At 67.0% G+C, this 16,836-nt stretch carries 15 protein-coding genes; 10 read left to right on the plus strand and 5 right to left on the minus strand.

Features of this window, described 5'->3' with window-relative positions; genetic code table 11:
* Positions 1–43: 43 nt before the first annotated feature.
* Together HV711_RS19975 and HV711_RS19980 are read right to left on the minus strand one after the other, a co-directional pair.
* Positions 44–4,420 carry a translocation/assembly module TamB domain-containing protein gene (locus HV711_RS19975; RefSeq protein ID WP_035482854.1) on the minus strand — a complete coding sequence of 1,459 codons (4,377 nt, stop codon included), beginning with the start codon at positions 4,418–4,420 and terminating at the stop codon, positions 44–46.
* 28 nt (positions 4,421–4,448) lie between these two features.
* Positions 4,449–6,305, minus strand: a complete 1,857-nt coding sequence (locus HV711_RS19980; RefSeq protein ID WP_175145213.1) for an autotransporter assembly complex protein TamA — start codon at positions 6,303–6,305, stop codon at positions 4,449–4,451.
* 397 nt (positions 6,306–6,702) lie between these two features.
* Here HV711_RS19980 and HV711_RS19985 point away from each other — a divergent pair, with 397 nt between their 5' ends.
* The 4 genes from HV711_RS19985 (at position 6,703) to panD (ending at position 9,317) form a co-directional block, all read left to right on the plus strand.
* Positions 6,703–6,888, plus strand: a complete 186-nt coding sequence (locus HV711_RS19985) for a DUF3460 family protein (protein WP_013338483.1) — start codon at positions 6,703–6,705, stop codon at positions 6,886–6,888.
* A gap of 17 nt (positions 6,889–6,905) precedes the next feature.
* On the plus strand, positions 6,906–7,781 hold the full coding sequence (locus HV711_RS19990) for a segregation and condensation protein A (protein ID WP_013587485.1): 876 nt from the start codon (positions 6,906–6,908) through the stop codon (positions 7,779–7,781).
* Between the two features lie 245 nt (positions 7,782–8,026).
* Positions 8,027–8,860, plus strand: a complete 834-nt coding sequence (gene panC / locus HV711_RS19995) for a pantoate--beta-alanine ligase (protein ID WP_013587484.1) — start codon at positions 8,027–8,029, stop codon at positions 8,858–8,860.
* A gap of 70 nt (positions 8,861–8,930) precedes the next feature.
* Complete coding sequence (gene panD / locus HV711_RS20000) at positions 8,931–9,317, plus strand: aspartate 1-decarboxylase (RefSeq protein ID WP_028360399.1); 387 nt, start codon at positions 8,931–8,933, stop codon at positions 9,315–9,317.
* Between the two features lie 103 nt (positions 9,318–9,420).
* On the opposite strand, the gene HV711_RS20005 is transcribed toward panD, so the two are convergent.
* On the minus strand, positions 9,421–10,059 hold the full coding sequence (locus tag HV711_RS20005) for a ParA family protein (protein ID WP_013587482.1): 639 nt from the start codon (positions 10,057–10,059) through the stop codon (positions 9,421–9,423).
* Here HV711_RS20005 and HV711_RS20010 point away from each other — a divergent pair.
* Together HV711_RS20010 and HV711_RS20015 are read left to right on the plus strand one after the other, a co-directional pair.
* Positions 10,058–10,225, plus strand: coding sequence for a hypothetical protein (locus tag HV711_RS20010; protein WP_156946569.1), 168 nt, complete (start codon positions 10,058–10,060; stop codon positions 10,223–10,225). The two genes, HV711_RS20005 and HV711_RS20010, sit on opposite strands and share 2 nt — an antisense overlap.
* A gap of 91 nt (positions 10,226–10,316) precedes the next feature.
* Entirely contained in the window at positions 10,317–10,736 is a 420-nt protein-coding gene (locus HV711_RS20015; protein WP_028360398.1) for a PaaI family thioesterase, read from the plus strand.
* A 157-nt stretch (positions 10,737–10,893) separates the two neighbouring features.
* On the opposite strand, the gene HV711_RS20020 is transcribed toward HV711_RS20015, so the two are convergent.
* Together HV711_RS20020 and HV711_RS20025 are read right to left on the minus strand one after the other, a co-directional pair.
* Positions 10,894–11,310, minus strand: a complete 417-nt coding sequence (locus HV711_RS20020; RefSeq protein ID WP_028360397.1) for a DoxX family protein — start codon at positions 11,308–11,310, stop codon at positions 10,894–10,896.
* 147 nt (positions 11,311–11,457) lie between these two features.
* Positions 11,458–12,945 (minus strand): cobyric acid synthase, encoded by a 1,488-nt coding sequence (locus tag HV711_RS20025; protein WP_244142710.1) that lies wholly within the window; start codon positions 12,943–12,945, stop codon positions 11,458–11,460.
* 195 nt (positions 12,946–13,140) lie between these two features.
* On the opposite strand from HV711_RS20025, the gene cobU reads away from it, so the two are divergent.
* From cobU to HV711_RS20045, 4 genes are all read left to right on the plus strand, one after another.
* On the plus strand, positions 13,141–13,695 hold the full coding sequence (gene cobU / locus HV711_RS20030) for a bifunctional adenosylcobinamide kinase/adenosylcobinamide-phosphate guanylyltransferase (protein WP_035482856.1): 555 nt from the start codon (positions 13,141–13,143) through the stop codon (positions 13,693–13,695).
* Positions 13,695–14,630, plus strand: coding sequence for an adenosylcobinamide-phosphate synthase CbiB (gene cbiB, locus HV711_RS20035; RefSeq protein ID WP_035482857.1), 936 nt, complete (start codon positions 13,695–13,697; stop codon positions 14,628–14,630). The genes cobU and cbiB overlap by 1 nt, the downstream gene beginning before the upstream one ends.
* Positions 14,623–15,762, plus strand: coding sequence for a threonine-phosphate decarboxylase CobD (gene cobD, locus HV711_RS20040; protein WP_035482859.1), 1,140 nt, complete (start codon positions 14,623–14,625; stop codon positions 15,760–15,762). Before cbiB ends, cobD begins: the two co-directional genes overlap by 8 nt.
* Before the next feature lie 81 nt (positions 15,763–15,843).
* The gene (locus HV711_RS20045; RefSeq protein WP_035482860.1) at positions 15,844–16,773 is read left to right on the plus strand and encodes a cobalamin-binding protein; all 930 of its coding nucleotides are present in this window, start codon (positions 15,844–15,846) and stop codon (positions 16,771–16,773) included.
* The last annotated feature ends 63 nt before the right edge of the window (positions 16,774–16,836 follow it).

Here is a 16,836-nt window from a genome sequence, read left to right on the forward strand (position 1 = left end):
CACGCAACACGTCTCCGATACGTGACCGATACGTGACCACGCGTCACCACTTGATCCGGTCGTAACGGCGCGTGTAGAGCAGCGTGATGCCGTCGAACGTGCCGCCGTAAGCCGCGACGGACCAGTAGCGCGTCAGGTTGATGGTCGCCTTGATCGCATTGCTTGCCGACTGCAAGCCCTGTTCGTAGCCGATCACCAGCCATTCGTTGATCGCCTTCGACACCATCACCACCTGCGGATCGGTCAGCCCGACCTCGCTGCGGCCAATCGAAAACTCGTCGAGACCGAACGTCTGCGCGATCCGCTTGCCGCTCGCGCTGCCGAGCAATGCGAGCGCCGTGGTCATCGTGCTCTGCTGGCCGAGGTTGTTGCCCTGATCCGTGCCGTGGCCGAACAGCAGCCACGAGAGCTTTTCGTTGTCCGGCACGTTCGGCTCCGAAACGAGCTTCGCGACGGGAAACTGAACCGTGCCCGTGACCTGCACGCCGGCTTCCACCTGCTGGTTGCGGCGCATCGCCAGAATGTTGATGCCCGGATTGGCCACCGGTCCGTTGAACGTAAAAAAGCCGTTCTCGATGTTGAGCTTGCGGCCAAACGCGGTGTAGGTGGAGCCCGGCGTCACGCGGACGTTGCCGACCGCGCGCAGCGGCAGATTCGGCGCGCTCATTGCCGTGATGGTGCCGGTCAGGCCGAGGTCGGCGCCCTGCCCGCGGAAGCGGAAGTTGTCGCCGAGACTGATGTCGATGTTCGCACGCGGCGCGAACGGACCCATCGGCTTGTTGCTGCCGGGCACCGGCTGCGGCCGCTCGCCGGCCACGGTACCGTCCGGACGCACCACGACGACGTCGTCGCCCAGTTTGGGCGCCGACTGCTCCGGCATGTCGAAGAGCGCATGGTCGACGAGGAACTTGCCGTTGATCGCCAGGCCGCCCTGCGCGCCCGCGTTCGCGACCGTCGCGCTGCCCGTCAGCGACAGGTTGCGGTCCGGCGCGGCAAAAAGCTCGAGCTTGTCCGCGACGATGCTCGCCGTCAGATCCGGCTCCGCGCCGTCGAGCCGCACCCGGCCCGTGGCTCGCAAGGTGCCGCTCGCGCCGTGGAATTCGACCTGCTGGAAGTCCACGAGATTGTGCGACAGCGCGATGCGCACAATGCCTTCCTTCAGCTGCACGCCCTGATCGACAAGCGTGGCGGAGAGGTCGTCGCCGAGCAGCGAGCCGGTCAGATTGGGCTTCGCGACCGTGCCGCCGAGCGCGAGCTTGAGCGCGAGATGGCCGTCGAGCAGATAACTCGGGCCGAACAGCCCACCGGTGGTTTTCAGCGACGGCACATTGGCGCTCACATTGCCGGTGAGCGCGCTTTCCTCGTCGACGGTCAGGAAGCCCTCGCGCGCGACGAGTGTGGTGTGCGCGTCGGCGTCGATCACGCCGATGCGGCTCGCCTGCGCATGCAGCGTCGCGTTGAGCCGGTTGCCGCCGCTGAAGTCGGCGCGCGCGCCGATATCGGTAATGCCGAGCGACGCCAGCCCGCGGCCGATCTCGACCGTGACGTCGCCGCTGCGGCGCTTTATCTGGATATGCCCGCTCGCCGTGCTGCCGAGCGCGAAGTCCCAGTCGCCGTCGAAAATCAGATCGGTCTTGACGGCCGGTGGCGCGCCGGTGATTTCGCGCCGCAAATCCTGCAGACGCGCGAGCGAAATACCGGTCAGACTGCCCGCCGATTGCACCCGGCCGTGGTCGAACGCGAACGATTTCAGGCTCAGCACCGCGCCTTCGAGCATGAGCCGCGTCGCGCCGAGCGTCAGGCGGCGGGGCCCGGCGCTGACGGCGAGCGGAGACTCCAGGTTCAGGGCCGGCGTGCCGCGGTTTTGCAGACGCGTTACGGTGCCGTCCCAGTGCGTGCCGTCGCGCGCCTCGGTAAGCTTGCCGTTCGCCGCGAGCGTCAGATCGAGCGGGCGGTCCTGCAGCTTGCCGGTCGCGGCGGCTTCGAGCGAATGATTGGCGCGCGTGCCCGAAAGCCGCGCGGTCAGCGTGGCCAGATCCACGCCGCCCGCGCTCACGTTGCGCGCGTCGGTCGTGAAAACCAGCGCACCGTTCGCGCCGTCGCGCAATTCGGCGTGCCCCTCCGCATGGCCGATGCGGTTGCTGCTCAGCACGACGCTGTCGGCCTTGTAGTTCAGCACGACATTCGGATGATCGAACGAGCCGGTCAGATCGCCGTCGGCGGCAATGAGCCCGGCGAGGCCGAAGCCGAGGCGCTCGAGTGCCGGAGCGTCGATATGAAAGCGCAAGCGGTCGCCGCGCGCGCCGAAGCTGCCCGCGAGATCGACCTGGTTGCCCGCCACCGACAGGTTCGCGCGGCTCGGCAGAATGCGCGAACCCGCCAGTTGCACGGTGCCGCCGCCCGTCAGCGGCAGACCGTCATAGACGCTCGGGCCGAGCCGGAACTCGGCCTTGGTCGTGAAAGCCGGAGTGAGCATGCCGGTGGCGGACAGAGTGCCGTTGACCCTCGCCTCGATCTTGCGCACGGGCGGCGCCGTGCGTTTGGGCGCGGGTTTTTTGCGCTCCATGACCTCCGTCTTTACGACGGCCTTGCCGGTGTTCGCGACGGCCGCCGCCGCTTTGTCGGCCGGGGCCGCGCTTTTTGCACCAGCGGTGCTGCCCACTTGCGCCGCGGCTTCGGCGGCGAGCTTGCCTCTCGCCGCGTTCTCCGGCGCGGAAGGCCCGTCGACCGGCTTGCGCGACGGCATTTGCGACGTCAGCGTCAACGGGTCGAAGTCGGTCAGTTGCGCCTTCAGGTTGTAGCTCGAATTCGCGTCGTGCTTGAGCGCGCCCGAGAGCTCGATGCGGCCTTTGCCCGAGGTAATGCGCACGTCGTTGAAACTGAGCCGCGCGGGGTCCATGGTGAGCTTGCCTTGCGCGCGCAGCGCCGCCTTCGGGTCGGCAAGATCGAGCGTGACGCTTTGAATATCGTCGTTCAGACGGATGGCGATCGGCCCGGCAAGCTGCGTCGGGCGCACGGTCGCCTCGAGCGCGTTCAGGTCCAGCCCCGCGACCTGCAGATCGAACTGGCCGCGCTTGCCCGTCAGCGTGCCGCCGCCGGTAAGTGTCGCGCTTTTCACCAGTCGGACGGCCAGGTTCGAGATGCGTTGCGCCTCGGCGTCGAGGCGCACGTCGGCGTTAGCGTCGATGAGCGGCAGCAGGTTTTGGTCGATCGCGCCGGGACGCGCGTTGACGATCGAGACGTGGCCGGCTACGGCAAACGGGGCGGCGGCGGGTTTGCCGGCGGGTTTGCCTACGGCGGGCGGGCGCACGGAACTTGCCGCCTGCGCGCGGCGCTCGGCGGCGCTGCCAGTCACGGCTGCACCGGAACTGGAAGGCAAACTGGCACTGGCGCCGGCCGCATCGGAGCCATTTTTCGCGCCGTCAAAACCACCGCTGCCGACCGCCTGCCCCACCGGCTGCAACTCCGCTCTCACCGACAGATCGGCAAGCGGCGCGCCCGGCGCAAACGCCTGCGGGTTGACGTGATCGAAGCTCAGCGTGGCGCGCTTGAGCGGCACCTCGGCGAACGGCGTGGCCTCGAGCTCGGCGTGGCCGGCGAGCTTCATGCCGCTTGCATCGAGTTCAGCGAGGAGATTCTGCAGCGACCCGCTCAGATGGCCGCCCACCTGCACTGGCTCGTCGCGGACCTTCCCCGAATAACCGACGTCGCCGGTGAGTGGAAAGGGTTTCACGCCGTCGAGCTTCGCCGACGCCGTCACCGCGCCGAACGGCGTGTCGAGCCGCTCGACGGCAGCCTCGTGATGACGCCCGTCGCTGCGTCCGTGAAAAGCAAAGTGCGCAAACTCGCTCGTCGACGTGCCCTGGCGCAGCAACAGCCTGTCCACCTGGACGTCGCGGATTTCGAGCTGCATCGGCAGACGCAGGTCTTGCGGCAGTTTGAGCGGCTCGTTGCTGCCCGGCGACGACGCGCCGATGCGCGCATCCACCGTGCCGACATGGAGATAGTCGATCGTGAAGCGCCACGGTTCGCGCGTGAGCCCCCAGCGGCCCGACACCCGGTCGATCTGGATGTCCGTGCCGCTGCCGTCGAGCGCACGCCAGCGCACGGCTCGCAGCCGCACGCCGTTGGCGAGCGCGCCGCCTTCGAGCGTGCCGGTCAGCTTGCCGCCCAGCAACTTGACCGCCGCCTGCCATGCGTACGCGGTGCCGCGCTCGGTGGTAACGGCGCCGTACAGCAGGCCGAGCGCCAGCGCGACCAGCAGCACCAGCACGGCGAGCATCCAGCCGAGCGTTTTCAGCAGCAGACGCGCGGCGCCGCGGCGCTTTGCCGGCGGCCCCGGCGGCCCCGCTTCCGGAGCGCCAGGCGGCTCGTCGCCAGGCGGCGGCGCGGGAGGTTGAGCGGAAACGTCCGTCGTCATGCGCGGTTCGGGTTCAGAGAAATGTCCATCAGAAGGCGATCCCCAGTGTCAGATAGGGCCGCACGCTTCTGTTGCGGATGCCGTAGGCCAGATCCACGTTGACGGGACCGACCGGGCTGCGCCAGCGCGCGCCGACGCCCACGCCCGGATAAAACACCCTCTCGCCCCAGGTGTCGGTGGCCGTGCCGACGTCGAAGAACGCGGCCGCGCCCCAGTCGTGGCTGAACCAATGCTGGTATTCCGCCGACGCCGTCACGAGATACTTGGTCGGCAGCACGGAGCCCTGGACGTTGTTACCAATGCTCTGATACCCATAGCCGCGCACCGAATTCGAGCCGCCGGCGCGAAACAGCAGCGACGCCGGAATGCCGCTCGAACTGCCGCTCGTGAACACGCCGCCCAGTTCGGCGCGCAACACCACGAGGTCTTCCTTGCCGATGGGCAGATACTGCTGGCCGCGCGCGTAGCCGCGGATAAACGTCTGATCGGTGAGCGCGCCCTTCACCGCGAAGCCGGCCTCCACATGAATCAGGTTACCTTTGCGCGGGAACAGCGGGTCGTCGGTATTGCGCCGCGTCCACGACCACGACGGCACCAGCGCGCGGCTCGTGGTCGGCGCACCGACGTTCTGATCGAGCCGGTCCTGATAGAACAGGATCGCGTACGTGTAGTCGATGAATTGCGACGTACGAGCGCGCTGCACGCCGCCGCGGATACTGTAGATGCGCGTGTCGGAAACATCTGTGGTCGTGTAGGAGGCAAGCACACTGTTAGTCCACGCGCGCGGGCCGGGCGGCATCGCCAGCTGGATCTGGCCGTATTGCTGGACCTGATCCAGACGGCCGTCGACGGTGAACGGCCAGGCCTTGCCGAAGGTGTTCAGATACGAGTACGCGCCCTGCACCAGCGCGCCGTTGTCGGTCGAATAACCGACGCCGCCGCGAATGCTGTTGTACGGATATTCCGACACCTTCACGTGAACCGGCGTGTCGACAGGCTTGGCCGGGTCGCTGTCCACGTCGATCGCGACGCTCGCGTAGTAGGGCGTGTTCTGCAACTGCCGCTGCAATTCGGTAATGCGCTGAACGTCGTAAATGTCGCCCACTGAAATAGGATTGACGTTTTCGACGATCTGCTCCGGATAGCGCCGCGTGCCCGACACGTCGAGCTTGCCCATCGTGAAGGTCGGGCCGCTTTCATAGACGACCGACAGCTTCGCCTCGTGCGTGCGCGGATCGACACGCGCCTCGGAGTGATAGATCTTCGCGCCGAGATAGCGGCGGGCCTGCAAAGCCTTCAGCGACGCGTTCTTGGCGTCGTCCCAGTCGCCCTGCGAAAAGGCATCGCCTTCGTGCAGCGAAAACGCGAAGCGCGCGGCGTTTTCCTGCGCCGGGTCCTCGGTCAACACCGGGCCGCGAAACGACAGCGAAATCGAGCTGATGGTGGTTTGCGGCCCCGGATCCACACTCACTGTGACGTGCTTGGTGTTGTCCACCGTGCGCACGTCGGTACGAACGACGGGCGTGAAGTAGCCCTGCGTCGCCGCCAGATCGCGTACCTGCTGGGGCGTGGCCGTGATCAGAAATTCGAACTGGTCGTCGCTGATGTCGGGGCGCTTTGCGAAGCGCGCAATGTCCAGATGCTCGTCGAGGAGCTTGCGCAGCGAACGCGGCGTGGCTTCGACGTCGACCTTGTAGCTGGCCGCTGCGCGCGCCGCATGAGCGGGGCCGCCGGCGAGCAAGGACAGCAGGATGCCGAGCGCACGCGCGGCGCGCAGCCAGCGCCGCAGCGCCGCAGCGCCGGCTGCCGCCGGCCACGGCGCTCTGCCCCGCCGGCCGGCTTCGCCGCGCCGCTCATGCGGCTTTTCGATCGCACACCCCGCCAAGCAGGACCTCCGGCCATGGTTGATGAATTTGTCGTTCGGGCGCGCAGTGCCGCCGAAGCTCGCTATTTGACCACATCGGCGGGACAACGCTGTCTCCGCGCTATCTCGTAATGCACCCGCGAGCGGACCCGCAAGGACATCGTCTGAAAGGCGGCAGCCAACGCCGCGGCGCCGTAGCGCGCGACCCGCCGCCCGCGGCCGACGCGCCCGCCTTTGACGCGCCTATTGCGCGCGGGTTCCAGCCACGCCCGCCGCGCGAACATGCCGGCCAAAGCGTTCGCCGCCCGCGGGGTTTTTCGACCGCGCGCGGCGCATGCGCTAAAATCGCGAAATCGAGTCGCGGCACCCGCACCAAGGCCGGGCAAGCCGCCATTTCACCCACTACGGACGTCGAGCCATGTATCAATCGGACATCACCCAGTTCCTGAACCAGCTCAAGCAGCAGAAGCCCAACCTGGAAGCCGAGCAACGCCGCGGCCGGGCGCTTTTGTGGGACAAGCAGCCGATCGACCTGGAAGAGCGTGCCGAGCAGAAAGCTTCGCGCGTCGAACAGACGCCTTACCAGTACTACCAGAACTTCTGAGCGCCGCGCCGCAACCGATGAGTCACGCCGACGAGGCACACGGCGCGCCGCCGGATTCGTCCGACGCCGCGCTCGCCGCGCCCGCCACCGATTCGACGCCGGACACCGTCGACGGCATTGCGTTCGCGCGCCTGTACGGCGAGCCGCTCTTCAAGCTGCCCACCGACCTCTATATCCCGCCGGACGCGCTCGAGGTGTTCCTCGAAACGTTCGAGGGACCGCTGGATCTGCTGCTGTACCTGATCCGCAAGCAGAACTTCAACGTGCTCGACATCCCGATGGCGGATGTCACGGTGCAATACCTCGGCTACGTCGACCAGTTGCGCCAGACCAATCTCGAACTCGCCTCCGAATATCTGCTGATGGCGGCCATGCTGATCGAGATCAAGTCGCGCATGCTGCTGCCCGTCAAGAAAGCGGACAGCGGCGAGGAAGCCGAAGACCCGCGCGCCGAACTCGTGCGCCGTCTGCTGGAATACGAGCAGATGAAGCTGGCCGCGCAGCGCATCGACCAGTTGCCGCAACTCGGGCGCGACTTCCTGCGCGCCGAGGTCTACATCGAGCAAAGCATCACGCCGCGCTTTCCGGACGTGAACAGCGAAGACCTGCGCGCCGCGTGGGCCGACGTCATCAAGCGCGCAAAGCTCGTGCAGCATCACAAGATTTCGCGCGAAGAACTGTCCGTGCGCGAGCACATGAGCACGATCCTGCGGCAGCTGCAGAACGCGCGCTTCATGGAATTCTCCGACCTGTTCGACACCAGCAAGGGCGTGCCCGTCGTGGTCGTAAACTTCATCGCCGTACTTGAGCTGTGCAGGGAATCGCTCGTTGAAATTACCCAGGCCGAGCCGTTCGCACCCATTTATGTGCGCCTCGCCTACCTGCCGGCCTGAGCGCCGGCGAGAAGCCGAAGCGAGGCGCCTCGCCGCCGCGCGAGGCGTTTCCGCGGCGGCGTAACACCGCCCGGCCGCACGCTCCCGAGTCGCGCTTCAGGCGTCATTTCGGTGCGTAGCGGCGCCAAATCCACTACAATCCCGCGCTCCGAACCTGTCATTACCAGTGAGGCCGCGGGCCGCGCAATCGGCCAGCGCCGTGCGTCAACCGAGTCTCGCGCCGCGCGAGGAATCCCTGTCCGATCATGAAAGTCATCAGCTCGATCCATGAATTGCGCGACCAGTTGCGCGGCCAGAATCGCACGGCCTTCGTGCCGACCATGGGCAATCTGCATGAAGGCCATCTGTCGCTGATGCGGCTCGCGCGCCAGCACGGCGATCCGGTAGTGGCGAGCATCTTCGTCAATCGTCTGCAGTTTGGACCCAACGAGGATTTCGACAAATACCCGCGCACGCTCGAAGCCGATATCGAAAAGCTGCAGAAAGAAAACGTCTACGTGCTGTTCGCGCCGACCGAGCGCGATCTGTATCCGGAGCCGCAGGAGTACCGCGTGCATCCGCCGCACGATCTGGGCGACATCCTCGAAGGCGAATTCCGGCCGGGCTTTTTCCAGGGCGTCTGTACCGTCGTGATGAAGCTGATGTCGTGCGTGCAGCCGCGCGTCGCGGTGTTCGGCAAGAAGGACTACCAGCAATTGATGATCGTGCGCCGCATGTGCCACCAGTTCGCGTTGCCGACGGACATCATCGCCGCTGAAACCGTGCGCGATACCGACGGTCTCGCGCTCAGTTCGCGCAACCGCTATCTGGAGGCGGCCGAGCGCGCGGAAGCGCCGATGCTCGCCGCCGAACTGAACCGCGTGCGCGACGCCGTGCTCGCGGGCGAGCGCGACTTCGCGTCGCTCGAACGGGCCGCGATGGCAGCGCTCGCCGCGCGCGGCTGGCAGCCCGACTACGTCGCGGTGCGCAAGCGCTCGAATCTGCTGCCGCCGGGTCCGCAAGACGCGAACGCGGAACTCGTCGTGCTGGCGGCCGCCAAGCTGGGTGCGACCCGTCTGATCGACAACCTCGAAATCTGAAATTGTCTTAGGCGATTGGACATCGCCTAAGAGTCTGGACAGCGCCTAAGCGTCAAAGGAATGGCTAGCCATGCAACGCAACATGCTGAAGTCGAAGATCCACCGCGTCGCGGTCACGCATTGCGAGCTGCACTATGAAGGCTCATGCGCGATCGACGAAGACCTGCTGGAAGCGGCAAACATTATCGAAAACGAGCGCATCGACATCTGGAACATCAACAACGGCGAGCGTTTCTCGACCTATGCGATCAAGGGCGAGCGCGGCAGCGGCATGATTTCGCTGAACGGTTCGGCGGCGCGGCGCGCGCAACTGGGCGATCTGGTGATCATCGCGGCGTTTGCCATGGTCGACGAGGCGGAACTGAAGGCGGGCTGGAAGCCGGATCTGGTGTTCGTCGACGAAAACAACAAGATGAAGGGCAGCCGGGATCACGTGCCCACGCAGAACTGGACCTGAGCCGGCGCGCCCGGGGTTCGCTCCGGGTCTGGCTTCGAACCACCGCCCGACTCTCCGTCCCACTCTTTATCCACGCCTCGGGCAAGCGCGGCACAGCGCCCGCTCAGCCTTTTTTCGCGGCGCCGTTCGTCCATTCGATGATCGGCTGCCACTGCTCCAGGTCCTTCTCCACCCGGCTTTTCGCGACGTCCCACAGCGTCAGGCCGTGCGCCGCGAGCTGCACGTAATTCTGCGTGTCGCGCAAATAGCCGAGCACCGGCAGCTTCAATCCTTCGACGAAACGGTGTAACTGCTCGGCCGAGCGCGTGCGGGCGTCCACCCGCATGCCGACCACGCCGATCTCGATTGCGCCTTTCCTGACTGCCTTTTCCTTGGCCAGCCGCTCCAGAAAGTCCTGCGTCGCGAGGATGTCGAACATGGACGGCTGCAGCGGCACGATCACCTTGTCCGCCAGCTCCAGCGCGATGTTCATGCGATTGCCGTGCAGCCCGGCCGGCGTGTCGATGATCGCGTGCTCGAGGCCCTTCGGCGGTTTGGCGGGCGTCTCGGGATTCACTTCCCAGGTCTCGATGGCCGGCAAGGTGTCGGGCCGCAACGACAGCCACGCGTGCGCCGACTGCTGCTTGTCCAGATCCGCGAGCGCCACCCACTCGCCGTTTGCGGCGAAATAGCCGGCCAGATTCGTCGACAGCGTGCTTTTGCCCACGCCGCCCTTCGGATTCGCCACCACGATTACCGTCATGAATACTCCCGGAAAGAAGGCTGGCGATGCCAGCCGGTTTGCCGCTTTCTACCTCGTTTTCCGCCAGCTTGTCTGTATTGCGCTGGCTGCTTTGGGGGATGCCCCGCTGTCATGCCGGCGCGCGGGTTTGCTGCATCTTGAGCCCGCGCGCCGATCCAGCCGTTGATAATATCGACAAATCCAGCAAGGCCGAAGCCCCCGAACGGCTAATCGGCCGTCGTCCGTCAGCGAATTTATCTTTCGAGGAAGCGCAATCCATGAGCAAGCTCCGCCCGGAATACACCGTCGAACGCCTGCACGAACGCCAGAAAGGCAAGCTGCCCGGCTTGCTGGGCGTGCAGGTGCTGTCGCTGGATGAAGGCATGCTGAGCGCGCAATTGACCGTGCGCGAGGAACTGCTCGCGCCGAACGGCTTTCTGCATGCGGCCACGGTGATCGGTCTCGCGGACACCGCCTGCGGCTACGCGTGCCTCGCGCACCTGCCGGAGACGGCGCGCAATTTCACGACCGTCGAGCTGAAAAGCAATTTCCTCGGCACGGCAACGGAAGGCGCGATCCGCGCGGTGGCGAAAGCCGTGCACCTCGGCCGCAGCACGCAGGTGTGGGACGCGACTGTCACCGATCCGAATGGCAAGACCATCGCGCTCTTTCGCTGCACGCAGATCGTGTTGTATTGACGAGACTGCCAACGCGCAACCGGCGCAACCGGTCGCGCCGGGAATAAAAAAGCACGCGGCCTGAGAGCGCGTGCTTTTTTGCATCCTGCGTCGCGTGAAGGGTTTGCGGCCGGTGGCGGCAACCGCGCCGCCCCAACCTCCCCTTGGCGCGAATGAATCAGGCGACCGCTGCGCGCGGCGCCTTCAGGCCGCCGAGCGCGAACGCGCCGCCGCCCAGCAACGACTGCACGACGAGCGTCACCGCCCAGAACGCCGGATATTCCCAGCCGCCGTGCGGCGAGCCGAAGCCCCAGCCGTTATGCCAATGCGCGGACATCGCGCCGAGCATGAACGGCAGCAGCACGAGCGCGACCCAGCGCACCTGCACGCCCAGCAAGAGCGCAATACCGCCGATCAGCTCGACGAACGCCGTCACGTAAGCGAGCCATCCAGGCAAGCCGAGCGAAGCGAAGAACTGCGCCGTGCCGGGCAGCGTGAACACAAAAATTTTCTGCAGGCTGTGCGCGAGGTAGAGCACGCCGAGGGCGACGCGCAAGATCAAAGCCGCTAGGTCGGCGGAGCGGTTCGGGTTCATGACGGATCCTTGTGAGAGTGGAAGACGGCTCGATACGAAGCCGGTCGAATGCCCCCACTCTATTCCAACCAATACACGCGAAAAACCTTGAATCGCGCTTTGATTATTTCCCGATAAGAATCAATGCTGACGCAAACGGGGCGGCGATCAAGCCACCGCGGCCATTAATTTCGCCAGGTCGAGGTGCTCGGCGAGCGTGTCGGCGAGCCGTTCCAGCGACGCTTCGCGCAGCGCGGGGTAGTCGATCGCCTCGGCGTCGCTCAGTCCCGCCCAGCCCAGCAGCGCCGCGCAGGCGGCCGGCGTGTCGAAGAGGCCGTGCACGTAGGTGGCGAGGATCTGGCCGTCGGCGGAAATTGCGCCGTCGGGATGCGGCTCTCCCGCCTCTTCCGCCTCTCGCGTTTGTCGGGTTTGTACCAGCCGCAGCGCCGGCGTTTCCAGCGCCGGTCCCCGCGTCTCGCCCATATGAATCTCATAACCCGCGACTTGCGGCGAGCCCGGCAGCGCCAGGCGGCCCGTCACGTTCTTCAGCGTCTTGTCGCGCGTCAGCACAGTCGAGTAGTCGAGCCAGCCGAGTCCCGGGAATGTCCCCGGCGCGCCTTCCACGCCGTGCGGGTCGGCCACCTCGCGGCCCAGCATCTGCATCCCGCCGCAGACGCCGATCACCCGCCCGCCATAGCGCAAATGCCGTTGCAGCACCGCGTCCCAACCTTGCGCACGCAGAAACGCCAGGTCGCCCGGCACGTTTTTCGAACCCGGCAGGATGATCAGATCAGCGGGCGGCGGCGCCATGCCGCTTCGCACGTAATGGAAATCGACCTGCGGATGGGCGCGCAGCGCGTCGAAATCCGTGTGATTGCTGATATGCGGCAACACCGGCACGACCACCCGCAGCGTGCGTGCGGCGTCGCCGCGCTGCGCGGCGCGCAGCTCGGGCGGCAGCATGTCCTCGGCGTCGAGCGTGAGGCCGTGCAGGTAAGGGACCACGCCGAGCACGGGCTTGCCGGTCTTCGCTTCCAGCCAGTCGAGCCCCGGCTTCAGCAGTCCAATATCGCCGCGAAACCGGTTGATGATGAAACCGCGCACGCGCGCCTGCTCGCTTTCTGACAGACACGCGAGCGTTCCCGTCAGATGCGCGAATACCCCGCCCCGGTCGATGTCGGCCACCAGCACAACCGGACAATCCACCGCCTCGGCGAAACCCATGTTGGCGATATCGCGCTCGCGCAGATTGATCTCGGCCGGACTGCCCGCGCCTTCGACGAAAATCGTGTCGTACGCCGCTTGCAGCCGCGCATAGGATTGCAGCACCGCCTCGAACGCGACGGGCTTGTACTCGTGATAAGCGCGGGCGTCGAGATTCATGCGCGCCTTGCCGTGGATGATCACCTGCGCGCCGCGATCGCTCGTCGGCTTGAGCAGCACGGGATTCAGGTCGGTGTGCGCGGCGATGCCGGCCGCCACCGCCTGCAGCGCCTGGGCACGCCCGATCTCCCCGCCGTCAACGGTGACCGCGCTGTTAAGCGCCATGTTCTGCGGTTTGAAGGGCGCGACGCGCACCCCGGCGCGGCGCGCGAGCCGGCACAGGCCGGCGACGAGCGTGCTTTTGCCGGCATCGGACGTGGTGCCCTGGATCATCAGCGTGCCGCGCGGCACGGCGAGCGCGTCATGCGGGAACTCGGGCGAAACGGATTGGGTGCTCACGGAAACGTTGGACTCGGCGATGGCAAGAGTGAAGGACGGGCCGCGAAGCAGAAAACCACGCGGCCGCCGCACGGATCGCGGCATTATCCCATCGCGCCGGGCCGCGCTGCGCGCCGGTACAATCACGCGATGATTTCCCGCGACCTCACCTTCATTCTCGGCGGCGCGCGCTCAGGCAAGAGCGTGCACGCGGAGCAGCTTGCCGCCCGGAGCGCGCTGCCCGTCACCTATGTCGCCACCGCGCGCGTGGCCGGCGACGCCGAATTCAACGCGCGCATCGCGCATCATCGCGCGCGGCGGCCTGCGCACTGGCGGCTGCTGGAGGCGGATCTCGACCTCGCGGGCGCGGTGTCGAAGGTCGACGCGCCCGGGCATTGCACGCTGATCGACTGCCTGACGCTGTGGCTCGCCAACCTGCTGTGTCCCGCCGACGGCGAGCCGCTGCCGCCCGCTCGATATCAGGCGCACATCGAGGCGCTCGAGGCCGCGCTTGGGAACGCTCGCGGCAAGATCATCGCTGTCAGCAACGAAATCGGTCTGGGCGTCGTGCCGCTCGGCGCGGCCACGCGTCTTTACGTCGACGAACTCGGGCGGCTCAATCAGCGCATCGCGGCACTCTCCACCCAGGCCACGCTGATGGTCGCGGGCCTGCCGCTCGCGCTGAAACCCGCGGGCGGCGCGTGATGCTGTCGCTTCCACTCATCGTGACGTTGGCAACGGCGAGCGTGGCCGTCGACCGCTGGATCGGCGAGCCGCGCGGCGCGCATCCGCTCGTCGGCTTCGGCAAATGGGCGGCGCGCCTCGAAGCACACTACAACCGCGGCCGGCGCCTGCGGCTGAAGGGCTTGCTGGCCTGGGCGCTGGCCGTGCTGCCGCCGGTGCTCGCTGCCTCGTGGCTCGTGGCCGTGCTGCCGTTTTTTGCGGCCTGCGCCGTCCACGTCGCGCTGCTGTGGTTCGCGCTCGGCGCACGCAGTCTGCACGACCATATCGAGCCGATTGCGCAGGCGCTCGCGCAGCGCGACCTCGCGCAGGCGCGCCTCTTGACCGCGCGCATCGTCTCGCGCGAAACCGCGCATGCCGACGAAGCCGCCCTGTCGCGCGCCGCGGTCGAATCGGCGCTGGAAAACGGCAACGACGCCATTTTCGGCGCCCTCTTCTGGTTTGCAATTGCGGGCGGGCCGGGTGCGCTCGGCTTTCGCCTCGCCAATACGCTCGATGCGATGTGGGGTTATCGCACGCCGCGCTATCTACGCTTCGGCTGGGCCGCCGCGCGCCTCGACGACGTGCTCAACTGGATTCCCGCGCGCCTCACCGCCGCGAGCTACGCGCTGCTCGGCGACACGCGCACCGCGTGGCGCTGCTGGCGCGAGCAGGCGCCGCGCTGGGACAGTCCGAATGCCGGGCCGGTGATGGCCTCGGGCGCGGGCAGCCTGAATGTGCTGATCGGCGGCCCGGCGGTGTATCACGGCGCGCTCGAACATCGGCCCATGCTCGGCTTCGGCCATCCCGCAAAGGCCGCGCATATCACGGCCGCGCTGATGCTGGTCGAGCGCACCGTCATTCTGTGGCTTGCGGTACTGATCGTGCTGGCCTTGCTGAGCGTGCCGCTGCATGTCTGAGCGAAGCGCCGTGCCGAATTCACTTCGCCATACGGACCCTCAGCAGGGCTCGCCCGCGACGGCTTCGTCTGCATCGGCTGACGCGTCGCCTCACGCCCCGCCTCACGCCCCGCCTCTCGCTTCAATCACGCACGGCGGCAACCTGCACGAAGCCGCCGCGCGCTATCGCATCCCGTACGAAGACTGGCTGGATCTGTCGACAGGCATCAATCCGCACGGCTATCCGGTGCCGCCCGTCCCCGCCGATGCGTGGCGCCGTCTGCCCGACGAAGGCGACGGCCTCGCCGAGTGCGCCGCGCGCTATTACGGCGTGCCCGATGCGGCGCACGTGTTGCCCGTTGCGGGAAGCCAGGCGGCCATCCGTGCGCTGCCGGCCTTGCTGCCGCGCGCGCCAGTCGGGGTCGCGCCGCTCACGTACAGCGAATACGCACCGGCATTCGAACGTGCCGGGCATCGCGTCGTAGCGCTCGATATTTCGTGGGACGTCCTGCCCGAGGCGCTCACGCATGTAATCGTTGTGAATCCGAACAATCCGACCGCCGAGCACCTGAGCGCGGCAAAGCTGCTTGCGTGGCATGCGCAACTGAGCGAGCGCGGCGGCACGCTGCTTGTCGACGAAGCCTTCGCCGACACCGTGCCCGCCGCTTCGCTTGCGGCCCACACGAACCGCGAAGGTCTCGTCGTGCTGCGCTCGCCGGGCAAGTTCTTCGGGCTCGCGGGCGTGCGCGCCGGTTTCGTGCTGGCATCACCCGCCGTGCTGCAAAGCTTGCGGCTCGCGCTGGGCGCGTGGACCGTCAGCGGCCCGGCGCGGCATGCCGTCAAAGCGGCATTCGCGGATCACGCCTGGCAGCAGCAGATGCGCTCGCGGCTCGCCGCAGACAGCGCGCGCCTCGTCGCGCTGCTGCAGGCCCACGGCATTCGCCCACGCGCCACGCCGCTTTTCGCATGGACCGACGACGCGCGCGCCGCCGCCCTGCATGAAGCGCTGGCCACACGCGGTGTGTGGACGCGGCTTTTCGCCGCCTCGGGCAGCGTGCGTTTCGGCTTGCCTCACAGCGAGGCGGAATGGGCGCGTCTTCAAGACAGCTTGCGTGCCGCGATGGAAACGATCGACGCGGCGGGAACACGCTGATCCGTGGATCACCGCGCAAAACAGCCGCGCCTTACAGCGCCCATGGAAACGCTCAACGCAGACACTCGACGTCAGGCCCCGATGACTTCATCCGCGCGCTTCATGCGCCTCATGCGCCTCACCCTCGCTGCCGGCCTCATTGCCGTGACCTTGCCGGCGCGCGCCGGCATCACCGTGACCGACGACACAGGTGCCGCCGTGACGCTCCCCGCCGCGGCCCAGCGCGTCATCAGCCTCGCGCCGCACGTGACCGAACTGCTGTACGCGGCCGGCGGCGCATCGAAGATGGTGGGCGCCGTGTCCTACAGCGACTATCCGCCCGAGGCGAAACAGCTGCCGCGCGTCGGCGACAACAAGTCGCTCGATCTCGAACGCATCGTCGCGTTGAAACCCGATCTGATCGTGGTGTGGCGGCATGGCAATGCACAACGTCAACTCGAACGTCTGCGCGAATTGCACATACCGTTGTTCTTCAGCGAGCCGCACCGCCTGGACGATATTGCCGTCTCGCTGACGAAGCTCGGCCAGTTGCTCGGCACGTCGTCCACCGCGGATCCGGCGGCCGCCGCGTATCGCCGCGACATCGCGAATCTGCGCGCGCAGTACGCAAAACGGCCGGCCGTGAGCGTGTTCTATCAGGTGTGGGATCAGCCGTTGATGACGCTCAACGGCGAGCACATGGTCAGCGACGTGATCGAGCTATGCGGCGGGCGCAACGTGTTCGCCGCGCTGCAACCGCTCGTGCCGACGGTGTCGACGGAAGCGGTGCTCGCCGCGAATCCCGAAGCCATCGTCACGGCGGCGCCCGGCGCGACGAAACCGGACACCCCGTTGCCGCAGCTCGGCGCATGGCGCGCGTGGCCGCGTCTATTGGCGGTGGCGGATAACAACCTGTTTGCCATCGACGGCGATCTCATCAACCGGCCCTCGCCGCGCATCGTGCAAGGCGCGAAGCAGATGTGCGAGGACCTCGAACTCGCGCGCTCGCGCAGGAAGCCGAACGCTCAGTGACCCAAGTGACTGACTCAGGCGCCCGACCTAAGCTGGACTTAGGGGCGTGACTTAGGGGCGTGA

The organism is Paraburkholderia phenoliruptrix, from assembly GCF_902859825.1.
Classification (GTDB): Bacteria; Pseudomonadota; Gammaproteobacteria; order Burkholderiales; family Burkholderiaceae; genus Paraburkholderia; species Paraburkholderia phenoliruptrix.

Bases quoted from the DNA above. Each gene is read 5' to 3' on its own strand.
- HV711_RS19990 (WP_013587485.1), top strand. From the start codon at position 6,906: ATGAGTCACGCCGACGAGGCACACGGCGCGCCGCCGGATTCGTCCGAC.
- HV711_RS20020 (WP_028360397.1), bottom strand. From the start codon at position 11,310: ATGAACCCGAACCGCTCCGCCGACCTAGCGGCTTTGATCTTGCGCGTC.
- HV711_RS19985 (WP_013338483.1), top strand. From the start codon at position 6,703: ATGTATCAATCGGACATCACCCAGTTCCTGAACCAGCTCAAGCAGCAG.
- HV711_RS20025 (WP_244142710.1), bottom strand. From the start codon at position 12,945: ATGATCCAGGGCACCACGTCCGATGCCGGCAAAAGCACGCTCGTCGCC.
- cobU (WP_035482856.1), top strand. From the start codon at position 13,141: ATGATTTCCCGCGACCTCACCTTCATTCTCGGCGGCGCGCGCTCAGGC.
- cobD (WP_035482859.1), top strand. From the start codon at position 14,623: ATGTCTGAGCGAAGCGCCGTGCCGAATTCACTTCGCCATACGGACCCT.
- HV711_RS20010 (WP_156946569.1), top strand. From the start codon at position 10,058: ATGAATACTCCCGGAAAGAAGGCTGGCGATGCCAGCCGGTTTGCCGCT.
- panD (WP_028360399.1), top strand. From the start codon at position 8,931: ATGCAACGCAACATGCTGAAGTCGAAGATCCACCGCGTCGCGGTCACG.
- HV711_RS19975 (WP_035482854.1), bottom strand. From the start codon at position 4,420: ATGACGACGGACGTTTCCGCTCAACCTCCCGCGCCGCCGCCTGGCGAC.
- cbiB (WP_035482857.1), top strand. From the start codon at position 13,695: ATGCTGTCGCTTCCACTCATCGTGACGTTGGCAACGGCGAGCGTGGCC.
- HV711_RS20045 (WP_035482860.1), top strand. From the start codon at position 15,844: ATGACTTCATCCGCGCGCTTCATGCGCCTCATGCGCCTCACCCTCGCT.
- HV711_RS20005 (WP_013587482.1), bottom strand. From the start codon at position 10,059: ATGACGGTAATCGTGGTGGCGAATCCGAAGGGCGGCGTGGGCAAAAGC.
- HV711_RS20015 (WP_028360398.1), top strand. From the start codon at position 10,317: ATGAGCAAGCTCCGCCCGGAATACACCGTCGAACGCCTGCACGAACGC.
- panC (WP_013587484.1), top strand. From the start codon at position 8,027: ATGAAAGTCATCAGCTCGATCCATGAATTGCGCGACCAGTTGCGCGGC.